Annotated in this window: 17 protein-coding genes; 1 reads left to right on the plus strand and 16 read right to left on the minus strand. The window is 31.6% G+C overall.

Going from position 1 to position 18,527, the window contains the following annotated elements:
- Nucleotides 1–169: 169 nt before the first annotated feature.
- The 16 genes from KJ971_00950 to tsaE all read right to left on the minus strand — a co-directional run bounded on the left by KJ971_00950 (nucleotide 170) and on the right by tsaE (nucleotide 17,418).
- A complete protein-coding gene (locus KJ971_00950) occupies nucleotides 170–697 on the minus strand; it encodes a hypothetical protein (protein MBU1144409.1) in 528 nt (175 codons plus the stop codon).
- A 76-nt stretch (nucleotides 698–773) separates the two neighbouring features.
- Entirely contained in the window at nucleotides 774–1,121 is a 348-nt protein-coding gene (acpS, locus tag KJ971_00955) for a holo-ACP synthase (protein MBU1144410.1), read from the minus strand.
- Entirely contained in the window at nucleotides 1,118–2,068 is a 951-nt protein-coding gene (gene whiA / locus KJ971_00960; protein ID MBU1144411.1) for a DNA-binding protein WhiA, read from the minus strand. Before whiA ends, acpS begins: the two co-directional genes overlap by 4 nt.
- A 5-nt stretch (nucleotides 2,069–2,073) precedes the next feature.
- Entirely contained in the window at nucleotides 2,074–3,000 is a 927-nt protein-coding gene (locus tag KJ971_00965; protein ID MBU1144412.1) for an FAD-dependent oxidoreductase, read from the minus strand.
- Entirely contained in the window at nucleotides 2,987–4,243 is a 1,257-nt protein-coding gene (gene lgt, locus KJ971_00970; GenBank protein ID MBU1144413.1) for a prolipoprotein diacylglyceryl transferase, read from the minus strand. Before lgt ends, KJ971_00965 begins: the two co-directional genes overlap by 14 nt.
- Nucleotides 4,240–5,181 (minus strand): HPr(Ser) kinase/phosphatase, encoded by a 942-nt coding sequence (hprK, locus tag KJ971_00975; GenBank protein MBU1144414.1) that lies wholly within the window; start codon nucleotides 5,179–5,181, stop codon nucleotides 4,240–4,242. Before hprK ends, lgt begins: the two co-directional genes overlap by 4 nt.
- A gap of 20 nt (nucleotides 5,182–5,201) precedes the next feature.
- Nucleotides 5,202–5,762 carry a hypothetical protein gene (locus KJ971_00980; protein MBU1144415.1) on the minus strand — a complete coding sequence of 187 codons (561 nt, stop codon included), beginning with the start codon at nucleotides 5,760–5,762 and terminating at the stop codon, nucleotides 5,202–5,204.
- A gap of 117 nt (nucleotides 5,763–5,879) precedes the next feature.
- On the minus strand, nucleotides 5,880–8,696 hold the full coding sequence (uvrA, locus tag KJ971_00985; protein ID MBU1144416.1) for an excinuclease ABC subunit UvrA: 2,817 nt from the start codon (nucleotides 8,694–8,696) through the stop codon (nucleotides 5,880–5,882).
- A gap of 69 nt (nucleotides 8,697–8,765) precedes the next feature.
- Nucleotides 8,766–10,754, minus strand: a complete 1,989-nt coding sequence (gene ligA, locus KJ971_00990; protein MBU1144417.1) for an NAD-dependent DNA ligase LigA — start codon at nucleotides 10,752–10,754, stop codon at nucleotides 8,766–8,768.
- Between the two features lie 5 nt (nucleotides 10,755–10,759).
- Nucleotides 10,760–12,949, minus strand: coding sequence for a UvrD-helicase domain-containing protein (locus KJ971_00995; protein MBU1144418.1), 2,190 nt, complete (start codon nucleotides 12,947–12,949; stop codon nucleotides 10,760–10,762).
- A 92-nt stretch (nucleotides 12,950–13,041) separates the two neighbouring features.
- On the minus strand, nucleotides 13,042–13,290 hold the full coding sequence (locus tag KJ971_01000) for a hypothetical protein (GenBank protein MBU1144419.1): 249 nt from the start codon (nucleotides 13,288–13,290) through the stop codon (nucleotides 13,042–13,044).
- A 1-nt stretch (nucleotide 13,291) separates the two neighbouring features.
- The gene (locus tag KJ971_01005) at nucleotides 13,292–14,935 is read right to left on the minus strand and encodes a glutamine--tRNA ligase/YqeY domain fusion protein (protein MBU1144420.1); all 1,644 of its coding nucleotides are present in this window, start codon (nucleotides 14,933–14,935) and stop codon (nucleotides 13,292–13,294) included.
- 6 nt (nucleotides 14,936–14,941) lie between these two features.
- Nucleotides 14,942–15,937 carry a tRNA (adenosine(37)-N6)-threonylcarbamoyltransferase complex transferase subunit TsaD gene (tsaD, locus tag KJ971_01010; protein ID MBU1144421.1) on the minus strand — a complete coding sequence of 332 codons (996 nt, stop codon included), beginning with the start codon at nucleotides 15,935–15,937 and terminating at the stop codon, nucleotides 14,942–14,944.
- Between the two features lie 11 nt (nucleotides 15,938–15,948).
- Nucleotides 15,949–16,395 carry a ribosomal protein S18-alanine N-acetyltransferase gene (gene rimI, locus KJ971_01015; GenBank protein ID MBU1144422.1) on the minus strand — a complete coding sequence of 149 codons (447 nt, stop codon included), beginning with the start codon at nucleotides 16,393–16,395 and terminating at the stop codon, nucleotides 15,949–15,951.
- Complete coding sequence (tsaB, locus tag KJ971_01020) at nucleotides 16,392–17,000, minus strand: tRNA (adenosine(37)-N6)-threonylcarbamoyltransferase complex dimerization subunit type 1 TsaB (GenBank protein ID MBU1144423.1); 609 nt, start codon at nucleotides 16,998–17,000, stop codon at nucleotides 16,392–16,394. The genes rimI and tsaB overlap by 4 nt, the downstream gene beginning before the upstream one ends.
- Entirely contained in the window at nucleotides 16,969–17,418 is a 450-nt protein-coding gene (gene tsaE, locus KJ971_01025) for a tRNA (adenosine(37)-N6)-threonylcarbamoyltransferase complex ATPase subunit type 1 TsaE (GenBank protein ID MBU1144424.1), read from the minus strand. The genes tsaB and tsaE overlap by 32 nt, the downstream gene beginning before the upstream one ends.
- Before the next feature lie 197 nt (nucleotides 17,419–17,615).
- Between tsaE and KJ971_01030 the strand changes: the two genes are divergently transcribed.
- Complete coding sequence (locus KJ971_01030; protein MBU1144425.1) at nucleotides 17,616–18,497, plus strand: hypothetical protein; 882 nt, start codon at nucleotides 17,616–17,618, stop codon at nucleotides 18,495–18,497.
- The last annotated feature ends 30 nt before the right edge of the window (nucleotides 18,498–18,527 follow it).

The following is an 18,527-nucleotide window of genomic DNA, read 5'->3' on the forward strand; positions in this document are numbered from 1 at the left end:
GTTGTTCCTTTGGATGTTTATAATAAGAAAAAACACATAAAGTAATTTCTTAACTTCATCTTCTTAAGCCTACTTCCTGTAGGCTTTTTTGCTTTTGACTCTTATCTGTTTTTAAAATACAATTTCCTATTAAATAAAAAAACCCTTTCGGGTTTGGTTATTGAACAAATTAATTTGTAAAAGGAGTAAAATCTCCTGATTCAACTTCATTTAACAAAGCAAGTACATCATCCGTTCCGGTATAAGTGCCATAAAATACTCCGTCTGCTACAGCCACAATTAAAGGCGTTGGTACTTGTGATAAACCTAATTGAATATCGACAAGAAAAGAAACTTTGAAATCGTCTTCGTCTGTCATGTTTTCGGTATCAACGAAAAAGATAACTTGTCCATTTTTTTCAATTTGTTTAGCTAATTTTAAGACATCGCTTTTTATAGAAGTACAATTAGTACATGATTCACTGTAAAAATACACTAAATAATCTGGAATTTGATCTTGATTTTCGTCTAGTTGAGTCAATATTTGTTCATACGAATCGATAACGGTGTAATCAGTATAATCGCCTACCTTCGTAGCCAAATCATAAATAAAGGCCACTCCCACTATGCCAATTACAGAAAGAATAATTCCTACGATTACTTTTAAAATAACTTGTTCAGATGTTTGTTTCTTAAATCCTTTTTTATAAGTCGCCATAATTTCACCTCAGCATGTATTATTTTACATAATTTTCTTTGATTTTGCAAGTATTATTTCTCTTCTGAAAAAAACTTTACTCTTTTTGTTCTTCGATAACGCAAAGGCCAATCGCGTAGGTAGACTCGTGAGAGATAGATAGCCAAATTTTTTCGCCTGATAATATTGGCCGGAACAAATATGGTTTTCCAAAACCATCATTTAATACACAAAGTTCTGTCATCGAATAATGTGGGCTTTTAAGATTGAAAGCTTTTATTATCGCTTCTTTTATTGCAAATCTTCCTGCAAGAAATTCTTGTTTTCTTTTCTCAGAAGAAAAACTCATGTAAATCTTGGTTTCTTCTTCACTTAATATTTTATGATTAATTTTATCGGTTATCCTAGAAATCAATACAATATCGGTTCCAATTCCTATAATCATTTCGTTTCCTCCTGAATTAAAAGAGAAAGAGCTAAATCCTTTATGGCTCTAAATCGATGATTTAAAGCGGATTTTGAAATTTTATCTTCAAAATCTTCTTCCGACGCATAACTTAGTTCTAATAAACTTGATTCTGGGAATTTCTTTCTTAAAAAAATTGCTTCTTTCATGCTTTTAGAAATTTGATTTCCTAAATTATTTTCAATAATCTCGATATATTTAAGTTGCTTGTTTGCGGCATCCATTGCTTTTTTTTCATTTGCGATGTCGCAATTAATCACCCGATTAATCGAGTTTCTAAAATCACGTTTAATTCGACTGTCTTCATATTCAAACAATGAATTTGTGGCCCCAATGACTCTCAAAAAATCCGCAAGTTTTTCTGCTTCTTTTAAGTAAGTGATATATCCTCTTTTGTTTGGAGCAACTTTTGCATTCAATTGAAATTCATTTGCAATGTATTTGATTGTATCGGCTTGTTTTTCAGAAAAAGCTTGAATTTCAAGATGATAAGATGCTGTTTCTGGACTATTCATTGATCCTCCAGCTAAGAAAGCGCCTCTTAAGTATGCTTTTTTACAACACTCTTTTTCAACCAAATTTGCATCGACGTCTTGGAAAAAAATAGCGTTTTTATTAATTAATGATAAATCATTTAATATTAATTCTACTTTTTCCGTAATTCGAATGATAAATAAATCATGCTTTTGAAGTCTTGCTTGTTTTTTGCTAATAAGCGTCACATCAATTTTATATAATTCTTTGGTAAGCTTCATTAATTTTCTCACGACTGCATTATTTGTGGTTTGAAACACAAGTTGAATACCTTCGCTATTTAATTGAATAGACCCTCCAATATGCAATAACGCAGATAACTCTGCTTTATTACAACACTCTGCGTGTTTAAGGTTAGCTAATTCTGTTTTTACTTCTGTTGAAAAAGACATCGTTATCACTCCAAATTTCTTGAATCATCTAAATACTTAACAGCACTTAAAGCCGCTATAGCTCCATCGGATATCGCTGTTACAATATATCTAAAATCTTTCTTTGTTACATCTCCGCAGGCAAACAACCCCTTGACCTTGGTTTCCATAAACTGATTTACTGGAATAAATCCCGATTCATCTGTAATTAATAAGTTATTAATATAAGTTGTATCTGCTTGGTTACCTATATAAATAAATGCGCCTTTTGCTTTAAAGTCATATGTAATATTATTGAAACAGTCTAGTAATGTAATCGCATCTAGTTCTTCGTTTCCAATAAATTCAATTACTTTTGTCGATAATTTTACACTAATTTTATCGTGTTCTTGAATTCGTTTTATTAATCCTTTACTCGCAGTAAATTCTTTTAACTCATGTATAATTGTCACGCTTTTACAAATATGACTTAAATAAATACTTTCCTCTAATGCAGAGTCTCCTCCGCCAATGACTACAACATCTTCGTTCTCAAAAAACAATCCATCGCAAACTGCACAATACGAAATCCCTTTTGAAAGTAATTCAAATTCATTTGGAACTTTTAGAGGTTTAGGACTCGTACCTGAAGCCACGATTACCGCTTTAGCGAAATAAGTCTCTTTTTCTGTAGCAACGATAAAATAATCCTTTTCTTTCGTAATTTGATTGACAAATCCTTTTGTATCTTCAATTTCTAAATCTCGTAAGTGATCAACCATTTTTTGGATTAACTCTTCTGCACTCACTTTACCAAAACCTAAATAATTATCTACTTGAAATGTTGAGTGAAGACTTCCTCCTGGAGAAGCTTTATCTAGTAATATAACTTCTTTATTTGCACGTTTTGCATAAATCGCACTCATCATCCCAGAAGGGCCAGCACCAATAATAATGATATCAGTTTGTTTCATCATCAACCAAATTATCTGGTTTAATATACCCAAAATATCCTGGAACGGTATCATAAGTTTTTCCGGGTCTTTTCAAACGAATATATACAGAAAGTAATATTCCGCCAAGTATCATTAAGACTGAAGTTACAATTGCAGATTTTAAAGTCAATCCAAATAATTCAAATGTAAGTGGATCAGTTCTCATAGTTTCAATAAAAATCCTTACGCTACCATACCATATCAAATAAAAAGATAATAATTCTCCAAAGTGAACTTTTTTAACTCTTCTTAAAACAAGCATCATCCCAAATCCAAGAATATTTAAACTTGATTCATACAAGAATGTTGGATGATAAAATCCAGTAACCGGCTCATGTAATCCTTCTAAAATATACATATTATTTACGATAAATTCTGGCAAATGAAGCGTATATCTCAAATAATTAAATTGTTGTTCAAGCGACAAATTCATAACACCGCCTGTCATTCCTCCAACTAATCCTCCATGAGCTTCTTGATTAAAGAAATTGCCCCATCTTCCAAATGCTTGAGCGATAATAAATCCAATTGCAACAATATCCAATACTTTAAATATATCAATTTTTCTTTTTTTAGTATAAAGGTAAGCACATACAATTGCGGTCACAAACGCACCATGAATTGCAAGCCCTGATAATCCAAAACTTGAAAAATCAAGTGTTCCGGTTGTGAAACCTAGAGTTCGTAATAGTGATTCAGTAAAAGTTCCATAAACAAATTGATCCCACTCAAAAACAACATACCATAATCGAGCTCCTAAAATTGCAACTGGTACAATCCATAAAAACCCATCAATTAAGTCGTCTTTTTTGAGGCCAGTTCTTGTTCCTTCTCTCAAACCCAAAGAAAGCGCAACGATAATTCCTGTCATAATAAAAAAGGAATAAAATACTACTGATCTTCCAAATAGTGTAATTACTCGATTGTCCAAAGTATAGATTGCTTTAATCGTTGTATCTTTTTGAATCGAAGAATATTGACTTTCAAAAACATTCCAACGTGTAAAATACGTGTTTTCTTTATTGTCTGGTTCTTCTGGAGGAATAATTTCGCAAGGTGTTCCTACTTCACAAGTTATCGATTTTAAAACGGTAGCATCATAATCAACAAATTCTACGGTATAACTATCCCCAACATTTAAAACTGTCTCTTCGCAGCCAATTAATGTCAAAGTAAAAACAAGAAATAAGAATATGCTAATAATCTTTAATGTGTTTTTCATTCTTCATCCTTCTCTTCCTTTTGATTTAAACGTATTTTTTCATTAAGTAAATCATTAAATTCAGTTGCAGAATGATATCCTAACGCTTTCGACTTATAATCATAAGCGGCGGCTTCAACCAAAGTTGCTGTATTTCTTGCTTCGGTAATCGGGAGTGTGAGGCTTGTTACTTCTGTATCAAATATTAATTTTTTCTCTTCAGTTAATCCTAGACGATCAAATTTAGATTCATCATCCCATTTTTCTAATTCTACAAATAAAGAGATTCGTTTTGTTTCTCTATAAGCCTTAACACCAAATAAATATACGACATTTACAATTCCGATTCCTCTAATTTCCAAATATTTTTTTAGCAAATCGGGAGCTTCTCCAATGATTATACCAATTTCTTTTTGATAAATTTCAATTACATCATCCGCGACTAGCATGTACCCTCTACGAATTAATTCTAAAGCTACTTCACTTTTTCCAACTCCGCTTTTGCCTGTGATCATTACTCCAACTCCGTTTATATCCATTAATACGCCGTGAACAGATGTTCTTTCAGCTAGTTTTGCTTGCAAAAATGCAAAAAGCTCACTAAATAAAGAAGTTGTTTTATAAGAACTTTTTAAAACCGGGATCTTATAATAATTCCCGAATTTAATAAAAATTTCAGGAATAACCACATTTTTAGAAAAAATAAATGCAGGCGGTTGTTTTTCAAACAGCATTTTTACTCTAATTTCTTGGTCTGATTCATTTAACCAGTGGAAAAAAGTTCCTTCTTTAGAACCAATAATTTGAATTCGATCGAATTCATAAAAGTCAAATAATCCAGCTAATTCAAGTCCGGGTTTTGATAAATTCGGATTTTTAATTTCTCGATTGACGCCTGCTTCTCCAGCTGCAATTTCGAGCTTTAATCCTTCAATTACATGTTTAACGGTTATTGACATATTATATTTCACCTTACCTACTATTTTTTTTGGTTTGTATTTCTTATAGAAGAAATTTTTACGGCGCCAACATAAGCTTTTTTGAAAAAAACACGCACAACTTGAAAAAGCAAAACAAATAGAATGGGATAAAGATAATCAACGAATGAAAACATACTTGAAAACACAATTAAGTCAATAAAGTAAAAAAAGAGTACATTAAGCAAAAAGAAAATAAGGCCTGATGAATATAGCACGATTTTTAATTGCTTTTTTAACAAATACTCTTTATACAGTTCTTCGTACAATGTAAATAGAAGAGCAATTAAAATATAGAAATAATCGTTTTTTGCTTCGGCAAATTTAAAAATAAGAATTAATCCATAAATCAATATGAAGTTCACCAAAAAACCCGCAATTAAATTAATGATTCGATTAGTTGAATATTTGGCAGCTAAATCAATTCGAATCACGTTTCCTTGCGGAGGTTTGTTTTCTTTATTTTGTTTTTTCTTTTCTTCTTTTTGTTGATTTTTGACTTGTTCAATCAATTTTTCTAAATCTTCAATGTTTTTTCGCAAGTCTTTGTCATTTTTGTCCATGATAATACCTCTCATGCAAAATCCTACCACTAAATAAAAAGTCTATTATATAATATCATAAGTTCGTGTTTTTTTCGAGTTTTTTGCTAATCTAATATTGAAAAAAAGCAGCAAAAGCTACTTTTTTTGTTCTAAAATTGGTTTTAAATATTCTCCAGTAAAACTTCGTTTTTCTTTTACCACATCTTCGGGCGTGCCAACAGCTATAATTTCTCCGCCTCTATCTCCGCCTTCTGGTCCTAGATCAATGATATAATCTGCGACTTTAATGACATCTAAGTTATGTTCAATCACCACAACTGTTGCTCCTTTTTCTACGATATCTTGTAATACGCTCAATAGATTAACGATATCGTGGCTATGAAGTCCGGTTGTTGGTTCATCTAATATATAAATCGATTTATCTGTGATTCTTTTGTATAATTCGCTAGCTAATTTAACTCTTTGTGCCTCTCCGCCCGACAGCGTAGTGGAGGATTGACCTAATTTTATATAACCTAAACCAACATCATTAATGGTTCTAAGTTTGTTATAAATTTTGGGAATATTGCGAAAGAATTCAACGGCTTCTTCCACGGTCATATTCAAAACATCAGAAATGTTCTTTCCTTTGTATTTAACTTGCAGCGTTTCTTGGTTATATCTTTTTCCATGACATTCTTCACATTCTACGAATATATCAGGCATAAAATGCATTTCAATTTTTATTAAACCATCCCCAGAACAATGTTCACAACGGCCTCCCTTTACATTAAAAGAAAATCTTCCTTTATCGTATCCTCTAATTTTAGCTTCTTTTGTTTTGCTATATAAATCTCTAATTTCATCAAACACTCCTGTGTATGTTGCAGGATTGCTTCGAGGAGTTCTACCAATAGCAGATTGATTGATATCAATAATTTTATCAAATTGATTATACCCTTCAATAGAATCACACTCGCCTGGGATTTCATTTCTCTTTGTCAACTGATTTACAAGGCCTTTGTATAAAACTTCATTTACAAGGCTTGATTTCCCAGATCCAGATACTCCTGTAACCACTGTTAAACAACCGATTGGAAAATCAACATCAATATTTTTTAAATTGTTTTGTCTTGCACCTTTCACTGACAAATAACCTCTAGAATGATCTCTTCTTGAAGCGGGAATTGCTATTTGTAATTTCCCAGAAAGATATTTTCCTGTAATTGATTCTTCACAATGTATTATTTCATCTGGTGTACCCGCAAAAATAACTCTTCCTCCGTGTTCGCCAGCTCCAGGACCAATATCTACTACATAATCAGAACTTTGAATCATTTCCATGTCATGCTCAACAACGATCATGGTATTTCCTAAATCTCTCATTCCTTTCAGAGTTCCAATCAATCTCTTGTTGTCTCTTTGATGTAATCCGATAGATGGTTCATCCAAAACATAGAGGACGCCTGTAAGTCTTGATCCAATTTGAGTTGCAAGTCTGATTCTTTGAGCCTCTCCTCCGGATAGAGTTCCCGACGCTCGAGAAAGTGTCAAGTAATCTAGTCCAACGTTAACCAAAAATAGTAAACGTTCTTTAACCTCTTTTAAAATAGGTCTAGCAATTTCGCTATCGCGACTTGATAGATTAAGTTCATCAAGGAAATCAAGTAAGTGTAAAATGCTTTTTTGTGTAAATTCATATATATTAATATTTCCAACTCTTACCGATAAAGATTCATCACTTAATCGCTTCCCGTGACATTTCTCACAAGTAATATCATTCATCATTGTTTCAATCCAGTCGCGTACCATTCTCGATGTTGTTTCTAAGTATCGTCTTTCCATGCTTGTAATAATACCTTCATATGCACGTTTGGATTGATGAATTTGGTCACTTGATTTAGATTTAAATTGAAAGGATATTTCCTTATCGGAACCATATAAAATTAAATCTTTTTCTTCTTGTTTCAAATCTTTAAAAGGCAAGGAAATGTCTATTTTATGGGCTTTGCACGCCTGAATTACTTGTTGGAGATAAATTGATTCAGTATTAGCGTATTTATCAAACACTCCTTCCAAAATTGATTTTTCAGGATGAGGTATAAGTAACGCTGGGTCTATTTTTCTTTTAAATCCTAATCCAGAACATTCTTCACAAGCGCCATAAGGCGAATTAAAGGAGAATAATCTTGGTTCTAAATGACTAACCGTAAATCCGCAAATCGGGCAACTAAATTGCTCGCTAAATAATACTTCTTCATCGTTAATTAACACCTTAACCAAGCCATCTGATAATTTTGTGGCCGTTTCTAATGAATCATATACCCTTGATCGGATTTCATCTTTAATAATGATTCGATCGATAACAACGTCAATATCGTATCTTTTTGTTTTCTCCAAAATGATTTCTTCATCTAACTCGCGAAGTTCTCCATTAATACGAATTTTTGTATATCCTTCTTTTCGTAACTCTTCAATTGATTTTTCATGCATACCTTTTTTTCCTCTAACAACCGGAGCTAAAATAATAACTTTCGCTTCATGATTCTCAAGAATTTTATTTGTCATCTCTTGGATAGATTGTGCCGTAATTTCGATGTTGTGTTCCGGACAAAAAGGTTTTCCAATTCTAGCATATAGTAATCGAACGTAGTCATAAATTTCCGTCACAGTTCCTACGGTTGATCTTGGATTATGAGAAGTAGTCTTTTGATCAATCGAAATCGATGGAGATAATCCTTCTATAGAATCTACATCTGGTTTTTCCATATTACCTAAGAATTGTCTAGCATACGAACTTAATGATTCTACATATCGCCTTCTGCCTTCTTCATAAATGGTATCAAATGCTAAACTGGTCTTTCCAGAACCAGAAAGACCCGTCATAACGATTAACTTATTTTTAGGAAGAGTTAAATCAATTGATTTTAAATTATTTTCTCTTGCCCCTTTAATAATTATTTGATCATTCATTGTTCATATCACCTGACTTAAATTATAACACAATTTCTTATTTACTATGAGAAAAAAGAACCGTACTAATTACGATTCTTCTGAAATTAAAAGAATGAATTTCTCTTCATCAATAACTGTAACTCCTAATTTTTGCGCCTTATCTAGTTTTGACCCCGCTTCAGCCCCCGCAACAACAAAATCTGTGTTTTTTGATACAGAAGATGAAATGTTTCCTCCTAATTTCTCAATAATTTCTTTGGCTTCGTTTCTTGTATAATGATTAAGTGACCCAGTTAATACTATAGTCTTATTTGAAAATGGCGTTTCTTGATTGATTTGAACTTGTGAATACTTCATATTTAAGTTATAAGTCATTAAAGTTCTTATCAGCTCAACATTCGATGAATCATTAAAATAATCAGTGACACTTTTTGCAATTACTTCTCCAATTTCGGGAATAGATTTTAACTCTTCTTGATTGGCACTCATGAATTGATCCATGGTTTGATAAAATTTAGCTAATACTTTTGCAACTTTGCTTCCTACGTGTCTTATCCCTAGTCCAAAGATAAGTTTATCAAGAGAATTATTTTTGCTATTTTCAATGGCTAAAAGCAAATTTGAAACACTTTTTTCACCGAACCGTTCTTTTTCAATTAATTCAGCATATCTGTTTGAGATCGAGAAAATATCAGAAATGTTTTTTATAAATCCATCGTTAAATAATTCAGTCAGTATTCTTTCTCCTAAACCATCTATATTATATGCTTCACGAGAAGCAAAATGAATCAATCCTTCTAGGTGTTTTGCTTCACAATTGGGATTTAAACAATAATAATCTGCTTCACCTTGTTTTCGCTCTAAAATTGAATTGCATTTTGGGCAATGAGTAATCATTTGAAATGCGACTTCTTTTCCCATACGAAGTTCTTTTAAAACTTTTAAAACTTCAGGAATTATTTCGCCTGCTTTTCTTACAACTACCATATCTCCAATGCGAATATCTTTTTGTTTACAAAAATCTTCGTTATGAAGCGTCGCTCTAGAGACAAGTGATCCAGAAATCATCACAGGAGATAATTCGGCTACTGGTTTAACAACTCCAGTTCTTCCTATTTGAAAACGAATATCATCCATCTTTGTAACGACTTCTTCAGGAGGAAATTTATAAGCAACTGCCCATTTTGGAAATTTAGTCGTATACCCAATCCGTTCATATAAATCAAATTCATTAACTTTAATAACAACTCCATCAATTTCATAAGGTAAATCATTTCGAATAGCTTGGATATGACTAATGTAGTCTATCACTTCTTGTATGTTTTGACATTTCTTGGTTTCTGGATTAATTTTAAATCCCCATTGTTTAAGTTGCATTAAAGATTCATAATGGTTATCTACAAAATCCCGATCCATCAGATAATAGATAAACACATCTAAATTTCGTTTTCCAACAACCTTAGGATCCAATTGTCTCACACTTCCGGCCGCTACATTTCTTGGATTTTTAAAAGGCGCTTCTCCCAGCAAAGTCTTTTCTTGATTCATCTTCTCAAAAGAGATTTTACTTATGTAAATTTCTCCTCGAACTTCTAAGAAATTTTTGTAGGAAATACTTAAAGGAACCGATTTAATGGTTTTGACGTTTTCGGTAATATCTTCCCCAATAACGCCATCTCCCCTTGTTGCGGCTTGAAGTAAATATCCGTTTTCATATTTTAAGGAAACGGATAATCCATCAATCTTTAGCTCGGCAGTGTAGGAATAGTTTTGTGTAATTTTTTTTATTTTTTCGTCAAACTCTAAAATATCTTCTTCGCTAGAAATGTTCCCTAAAGAAAGCATTTGAGAATCGTGTACTACTTTTTCAAACTTGTCTTGCGCAATTCCACCAACCCTTTGAGTTGGTGAATCTTTTGTTTTATATTCAGGATATTCGTTTTCAAGATTTTTAAGTTCTTTCATTAATTGATCAAACTCTTGATCTGATATACTCGAATCATCCAAAACATAATATTCATAATTGTATTGATTTAGCATCTCTGTTAATGTATCAATTCTTCTTTTAATATCCATTATTTTCACCGAACCTTATTTATGCTAGGATGATCTTTCATTAAAACTTTTATGCCAACTTCTTTTTGAAAAGCAATCGTGGCTTTGTCTTCCGAAATTGCGACAATTACGCCATTTCCAAATACTTGATGAACAATTTTATCTCCGATAGTTAACCCTAAATCTTTCTTTTCATAATTTGAAGAAACCTTAGGATTTATAATGGTGTTTTTATGTTGTTTTAATTTTTCAAAAACGATTTCTTTTGGTTTTGCAAGCCCTTGACGTAAAAGCGTATCTTCGTCAATTTCACTTAAAAATTGCGAATCAAGATTTTCCATAAATCTTCCATACATGAATCTCGTTCTTGAACTTGTTAAAACTGCAAGTTCCTTTGTTCTAGTTAAAGCAACATAAAACAAACGTCTTTCCTCTTCTACATCTGCACGTTCTAACAAACTTTGACTTGATGGAAACAATGATTGTTCAAGACATGCAACAAATACAATTTTAAATTCTAATCCTTTTGCTGAATGAACGGTCATTAAACTTACAAATTTTTCATCTTGAAGCAAATCTTCCGCTTCTTCTCGAAGAGCAAGATCGGTCAAAATTTGAACTAATTTTTCGTAATTTGAAACAGAAACATCATAATCTCGAATTTTCTCTAAAATAATTGTCTTAAATTCTTGAATGTTTTCAATTCGTCTCTCTGCTTCTATTTTTCTTTCAACACTCAAATCTTCATTTTGAAGCATTTTTAAATATCCTGTTTTTTGTAGTAAGTCATCATATGTAGTCAAAAGGTTTACTTCTTCAATATTTATTTGAATGGATAAAAGCGAACTTTTCAAATCAATTAATCTTGATGCTGCATGGCTGCTCACAAAATCCAAGTCCGAATCAATAACGTCCATTAACTTTAAATTATGATTATGTGCAAATTCTTTTAATTTTATAAAAGAACTTTCTCCAATTCCTCTTTTTGGTTCATTGTAAATTCTTGAAAAAGAAAAATCGTCACCTAAATTAATAAGTAGATGTAAGTATGCAATAATGTCTTTAATTTCTTTTCTTTTGTAAAAAGATATATTCCCAATGACTTTATGAGGGATATTATATTTAAGGAGGATATCTTCAAATTTACGACTCATAGCATTGTTTCTATAAAGGATAGCCATGTCTTCAAAAGAATAGCCTTCTTTGTGTAGTGATTTGATTTTGTTATAAATATAATAAGCTTCTTCTTCATCAGAATCCGCTTTAAAATGAATAACCTTTTCTCCTTCTCCTAATTCGCTAAATAAGTCTTTAGGAATGCGATTCTTATTATTTTTAATTACGGCGTTTGCGGCTTTTAAAATATTTTCTTTCGATCGATAGTTTTGATTTAAAATGATTTTTTTATGTGTTGGGAAGTCATCCATAAATTTTTTGATGTTTTCAATATTGGATCCTCTAAATGCATAAATACTTTGGTCTTCATCTCCAACTATAAATAGATTCTGATGATTTTTTGCTAACAGGTATACAATTTCATATTGCAAATCATTTGTATCCTGAAACTCATCCACTAAAACATATTCGAACCACTCTTGATATTTTTTTAATACTTCAGGAAAATTTCTAAACAAGTCCAAAACAAGCACTAATAAATCTTGGAAATCTACTAAGTTATTATTTTTTAAATAATTTACGTACACTGGAAAAACAGCATTTAGTACTTTTCGTATAGGTTCTGGGTATATTTCTAATATTTTTCTATCGGCTTTAGCAGCTTCTATCAACCCGTACATAAGTCTTGGGCTGTATTGTTTTATATCATAGTTTAAATCTTTTAAAATATTTTTTGTAATTATTTCTGAATCTTTGTCGTCAATTATTTGAAAATTATTATCATAATCTAAATGGTGAATGTCATTTCTTAATATTTTTGCTCCCATAGCATGAAATGTGGAAATCCACATTCCTTTTAAAGGAAGATCAATCAATTGAAAAACACGATTTCGCATTTCTTCTGCAGCTCTATTTGTAAAAGTAATCGCTAAAATATGACTTGGTGGAATGCCAATTTCATCAATCAAATAAGCAATTCGATTTGTAAGAACTCTCGTTTTTCCAGATCCCGCACCAGCAACTGCCATAACGGGTCCATTCACGATTTGAACTGCCTCGATTTGTCGTTCATTCAGTTCATCAAAAATCACATTTTTCACATTCATCACCTATTAATATTATACCATATTATTGGTATAATATTTCTCGAAATGTATGAAAAAAACCAACTCAAATTGAGTTGGTTTTTATTTTATTTTGAGTCTTTATTAATTTTAATATCCGCAATAATTCTTCGGATTGATGAAAAACTTAAGAATACAGAAAGACATAATAATAAGACAAAACATATTATAAAAACAATAAGTTGTGCAGTACTCCACCACTGTGCAGATGATTGATTCATTTCACTTGCCAAAGAGATGCTATTGGAAACAATTCCAAGAATACTCGCAAAAACGACTAAAATATAGATTCCCAAATATAAGAGTTTTTTTATCATTTTACTTATGACTTGATTTCAATTCGACTGTTCGATTGAAAATCAATTTATCCAAACTCGAATCATAGTCTGTTGAAAAATAGCCGTTTCTAACAAATTGAAATTTTTCTCCTATGTAAGTCGTTTCAAGAGATTTTTCAACAAATCCATAAACAGTTCTCCACGACGAGGGATTCAGCCTGTCCATCATTGGTCTGTCAGAATCCGAATCAACCATTAATGGCTCGAATAAATTAAATGCTGCAGCCCTTGCAGATGAAGCTTCTACAAAATGAATATTTCCATTTGGTTTTCGCTCGTTAAATCCTGATCCTGATTTTGTTTTTTCATCATATGTACAATGAATTTCTTTGATAAATCCTAAGTCATCATAAATTACTTTGTTACATTTCACAAAATATGCATGCATCAATCTAACTTCTAACCCAAGTGACAATCGCTTCCAATGCTTGTCAGGAGCTTCCTCTAAAAAATCATCCCGCTCAATGTATACGGTCTTTCCAAAAGGAAGCACTCTTGAACCTAAATTAGGATTATCTTGATTGAATTCTAGTTCTAGTTCTTCGGTGGTATCTTCGGGATAGTTTGTAATCACTAATTTTAAAGGATTAAGAATCGCATTCACTCTTTTTGCTTTTGTTTTCAAATCATCTCGCAATGAATTTTCAAGCATTTCACTTGATACAGTGGAATTAATTCTTGATAATCCCGTGCTTAGCACAAAGTTTTTAATTGCTTCAGGGGTGTACCCTCTTCGTTTTAAACCAACCAAAGTTGGCATTCTAGGATCATCATACCCTCTTACAACTTGAGCTTCTACAAGTTGTTTTAAATATCTTTTAGACATAATAGTGTTTGTAATATTTAGTCTTCCAAATTCATATTGATGAGGAATTTTTTCCATTTCACACTTTTCAACAAACCAATCATATAATACTCGATGATCTACGTATTCAAGCGAACATAGCGAGTGTGATATTCCTTCAATAGAATCTTGTAAAGGGTGAGCGTAATCATACATTGGGTAAATACACCATTTATTTCCAGTATTGTGATGGTTAATATGAATAATACGATAAATGACAGGATCTCTTAGATTAATATTTGGACTTGACATACCAATTTTGGCTCTAAGGGTTTTTTCTCCGTCTTTATACACTCCGTTTTTCATTTCATGAAATAATTTTAAGTTTTCTTCAATGCTTCTATCGCGATTTGGAGATGCTTTTCCAGCCTCGGTTAATGTGCCTCGATAAAAGCTTATTTCTTCTGCCGATAAATCACAAACATACGCTAATCCTTTTTGAATTAATTTAATTGCAAGATTAAAAGTCTCTTCAAAGTAATCGGATCCAAAAAAGATATTTTCTGGTTCGTATCCCAACCATTTTATATCTTCGATAATTGCGTCAACAAAAGAACTATCTTCCTTTACTGGATTTGTATCATCAAATCTCAGATTAGTTTTTCCATGAAATATTTTTGCAAGTTCAAAGTTCGTAATAATAGCCCTTGCATGTCCAATATGTAAATATGCATTTGGTTCTGGAGGAAATCTTGTAATGATTTCTTTGACCTTCCCAGTTTTTAAATCATCTTCCATTATTGTTTTAATAAAATTAGATTGAATTTCCAAATATACCACACCCTTCTATTTTAAATCTAATCTAGAGTATCCGTTTAACATAAAATCATCTGCAATTGGATCTTTTTGAAACTTAAAATATCCAGCTACTGCAATCATAGCTGCATTATCAGTACAATACTTTATTTGAGGAAAATAAACAGGTACTTCTGTAATTATCTCATACATTTTTTGTCTTAAGCCCTTATTTGCGGCAACTCCACCAGCAACGATTATCTGCTTTACTTGATATTCTTGAATTGCTTTTTGGGTTTTTTTTACCAAAATATCTGTTACTGCTTCTTGAAAACTACTACAAAAATCGATAATATCTATCGTTTCTTTCCTTTGCGTCAAATTATGATGAAAATTAATCACATGCGATTTTAACCCAGAAAAACTAAAATTATAATCTTCAGAATCAATCATAGGTCTTGGAAAATGAAATACATCTTTCCCAAATTGTGCTAATTTATCAACCTGAGGCCCTCCAGGATATGGCAGTCCAAGTATTCTTGCGATTTTATCATAGGCTTCGCCTACTGCGTCATCTAAGGTTTCTCCTAATTTTTCAAATGAATAGTGTTCTTTCATAATAATCAATTCTGTGTGTCCTCCAGACACAACTAATGCTAGAAGCGGAAATTCCATATCGCGTTCTATATTATTTGCATAAATATGCCCTGCAATATGATGAATTCCCACAATAGGAATATGATAATTTAAACTAACGACTTTTGCGGCATTAACGCCAATTAATAAAGACCCAATTAATCCAGGACCTTGCGTAACGGCAATTAAATCTATTTCATCATAATTAATTTTCGCCTTTTTTATTGCTTGATCAAAAACAAAAGTAATCCCTCTTACATGTTCTCTTGAGGCAATTTCTGGGACAACTCCCCCATACTCTTTATGAATATCTATTTGGCTTAATACTTCGTTCGAAAGAACTGTTTTTCCATCTTTAACAATAGATACACTTGTTTCATCACAACTCGTTTCAACACCTAATACAATCATTTATCTTCACATCACATTCTTTTTAACATTAAAAAAGCATCTTCTCCATTGTCGTAGTAATTTCTTCTTATGGCAACTTGAGTAAAACCATAATTTTTATAAAGAATAATTGCTCTTTCATTTGAAGGCCTTACTTCTAAAGTTAATTCTTTTACATTAAAGGATTTCATATAGTCAATCGCAAATTCAATAAACTTTTTCCCAAATCCGTGTTCTTGGTATTTAGGTAATACATATAAATTTAAAATCTGAGCCATTGGGGAATCAATCCAAATACTTAAATGACCTAGAAGTTCTTTTGATTCTTGATCTTCCATCAAAAAATAATGAGCAAAAGGATTAATTTCTAACTCATTTATCATCGTTTCTTTTCCAAGTGTGTGCCCTAGCACCAATCGATCAGCAAGAACAATTTGGTCTACATCTTCGACCTTCATATAGCGAATAACCGAGTTCATTGTAACCTCATATTTCGTTCCGCTTCTGTAATTTGCATATAATTTGGCACTAAGCTGTGAACGTCTTCAACTAAATTCAATAAATTACTTTTTATTATTTTTTCAATTTGAGGTTTGCCTTCTTTTATAATTTCAAAAGGCTCTTCAATTCCGTTTGTGTAGGATTCAACATTTTCTAAAGCCTCATTCTTTATGCAAATTATTCCTTCGCTTGTTTGCTTGTAAAGTCCCATAAAAGCATTTTCTCTTCTTGCATCGATAAAAGGTAAAACATATTTTTCATCAGAACTAGACGCCATTAAAGCTAAAGATGAAACGGTAAATAATGGAATACGGTTAAGATACCCTATCATTTTTGCAACTGAGACTCCGATACGAACTCCCGTATAACTTCCAGGCCCTATGCCAACGATGATTTCATCTAAATCTCTTAATGTTAAGTTGGCCCTTTGAAGTACTTCATTTAACAAAGGAATGATGGTAACCGAATGATTATTAATTCCTTCTTGATATTTATAATCCACTTCAATGTTGTTAATAAGCAAACTCAAATACACATAATTTGTAGCGGTATCAATAACTAATTTCTTGGACAATTTTCGCATATTTTCCACTTCCTTTAACAGTAATATCTCGTATAAATTCATCAACAAATTCTATATTAATTGCAAGGAAATCTTTAGGTAGCATTTGTTCGATATACGGATACCATTCAATAATTGCGACTCCATCATCATATATAAATTCATCAAGTTCATAATCATAAGACGAGTTTTCTAACCGATAAGCGTCGATATGGTAAACAGGTAACTTGCCCTGATAAATTTTTAGTATGGTAAAAGTAGGTGAATTCACCGTTTCGTGAACACCTAAATAGAAAGCTAAATATTTTGTAAACGTTGTTTTTCCACTTCCTAAATCTCCCTTTAATCCTATGATAAAACCTTTTGAGATATAGAAACTTATTTTGTGTGCAAATTCATCCATTTCTAATAGAGAATTTATTCTTAACTTGAAATCCATATCAATCACCTAATAACATATCTACCTCAAATTATAACATATATTCAAAAAAATCCTCTAAAAAATCTAGAACCAAATGTATATTTTCGCTTGATGCGTCGACTTTTTTTTAGAACATCTCGATTTTGTTTCGCTTTATGGTATAATGATTTCTAAGGAGTATAACATCTATACGAATTTTTTAATGGTGTTATAAAATGATGCATATGTTTTTGATTATCCACAATCCATTATCAAACAATCGCAAATCAAAAAAAACAACAAATAAATGGGTGAAGTTTTTTAAAAAAAATCACATACCATTCAGCCTTCGTTCCACACTAAAAATTGAAAATCTAAATACCTACCTAGATAACAATAAAACAATAACTGATATCTTGTATTTAGGTGGAGATGGTTCAATTAATTATCTTATCAATAATGTAGATGTTTCTAAAGTTTCTCAAAATATTTATCTATCAAAAAGTGGATCAGGAAATGACTTCTTACGAAGTTTAAAACAAATTAAAGAAGGGCCCATAACTATAGGTGAAGCTAAAACCAATGTTTCTACAACTAAATTCATAAACGGTTGCGGAGTTGGAGTTGATGCTTCGGTCTGTTATTATGTTAATAATGATAAGAAAAAAAACAAATTGTCTTATTTTATTAATGTATTTAAAGCTGTTGTAAAATACAAAAGAATCGAAATGGATGTTACCGTAGATGGGACAAAGCATTCCTTTACAAAAGCCTATTTAGTCTCAATCCAAAACGGAAAATATTATGGTGGAGGAATGAAAGTGGCTCCTCAAGCAAATCCAACCAATGATACCTTCCAAATTTGTGTTGCTCACTCTTTAACAAACGCATTAATCTTCTTATTATTTTTAACCATTTATCCAGGGCTTCATATCTATATTAAAAAAAGAATTACCGTGCTTGAAGGAAAAGAAATCTCTGTTAAAACAAGCGAGAAACGCTATTTCCAAGCTGATGGCGAAGTGTTAGAAGATGTAAATGAATTAAGTGTAAAAAAAGTTGAAACCAGACAATTTATTGCTTTTAATAAAAAAGATATCAAGAAAAAATTTAATTAGAACTATTAAAAAACGGATGAAAATTTCATC

The sequence above is a fragment of the Bacillota bacterium genome (assembly GCA_018818595.1).
Lineage (GTDB): Bacteria > Bacillota_I > Bacilli_A > Izemoplasmatales > Hujiaoplasmataceae > JAHIRM01.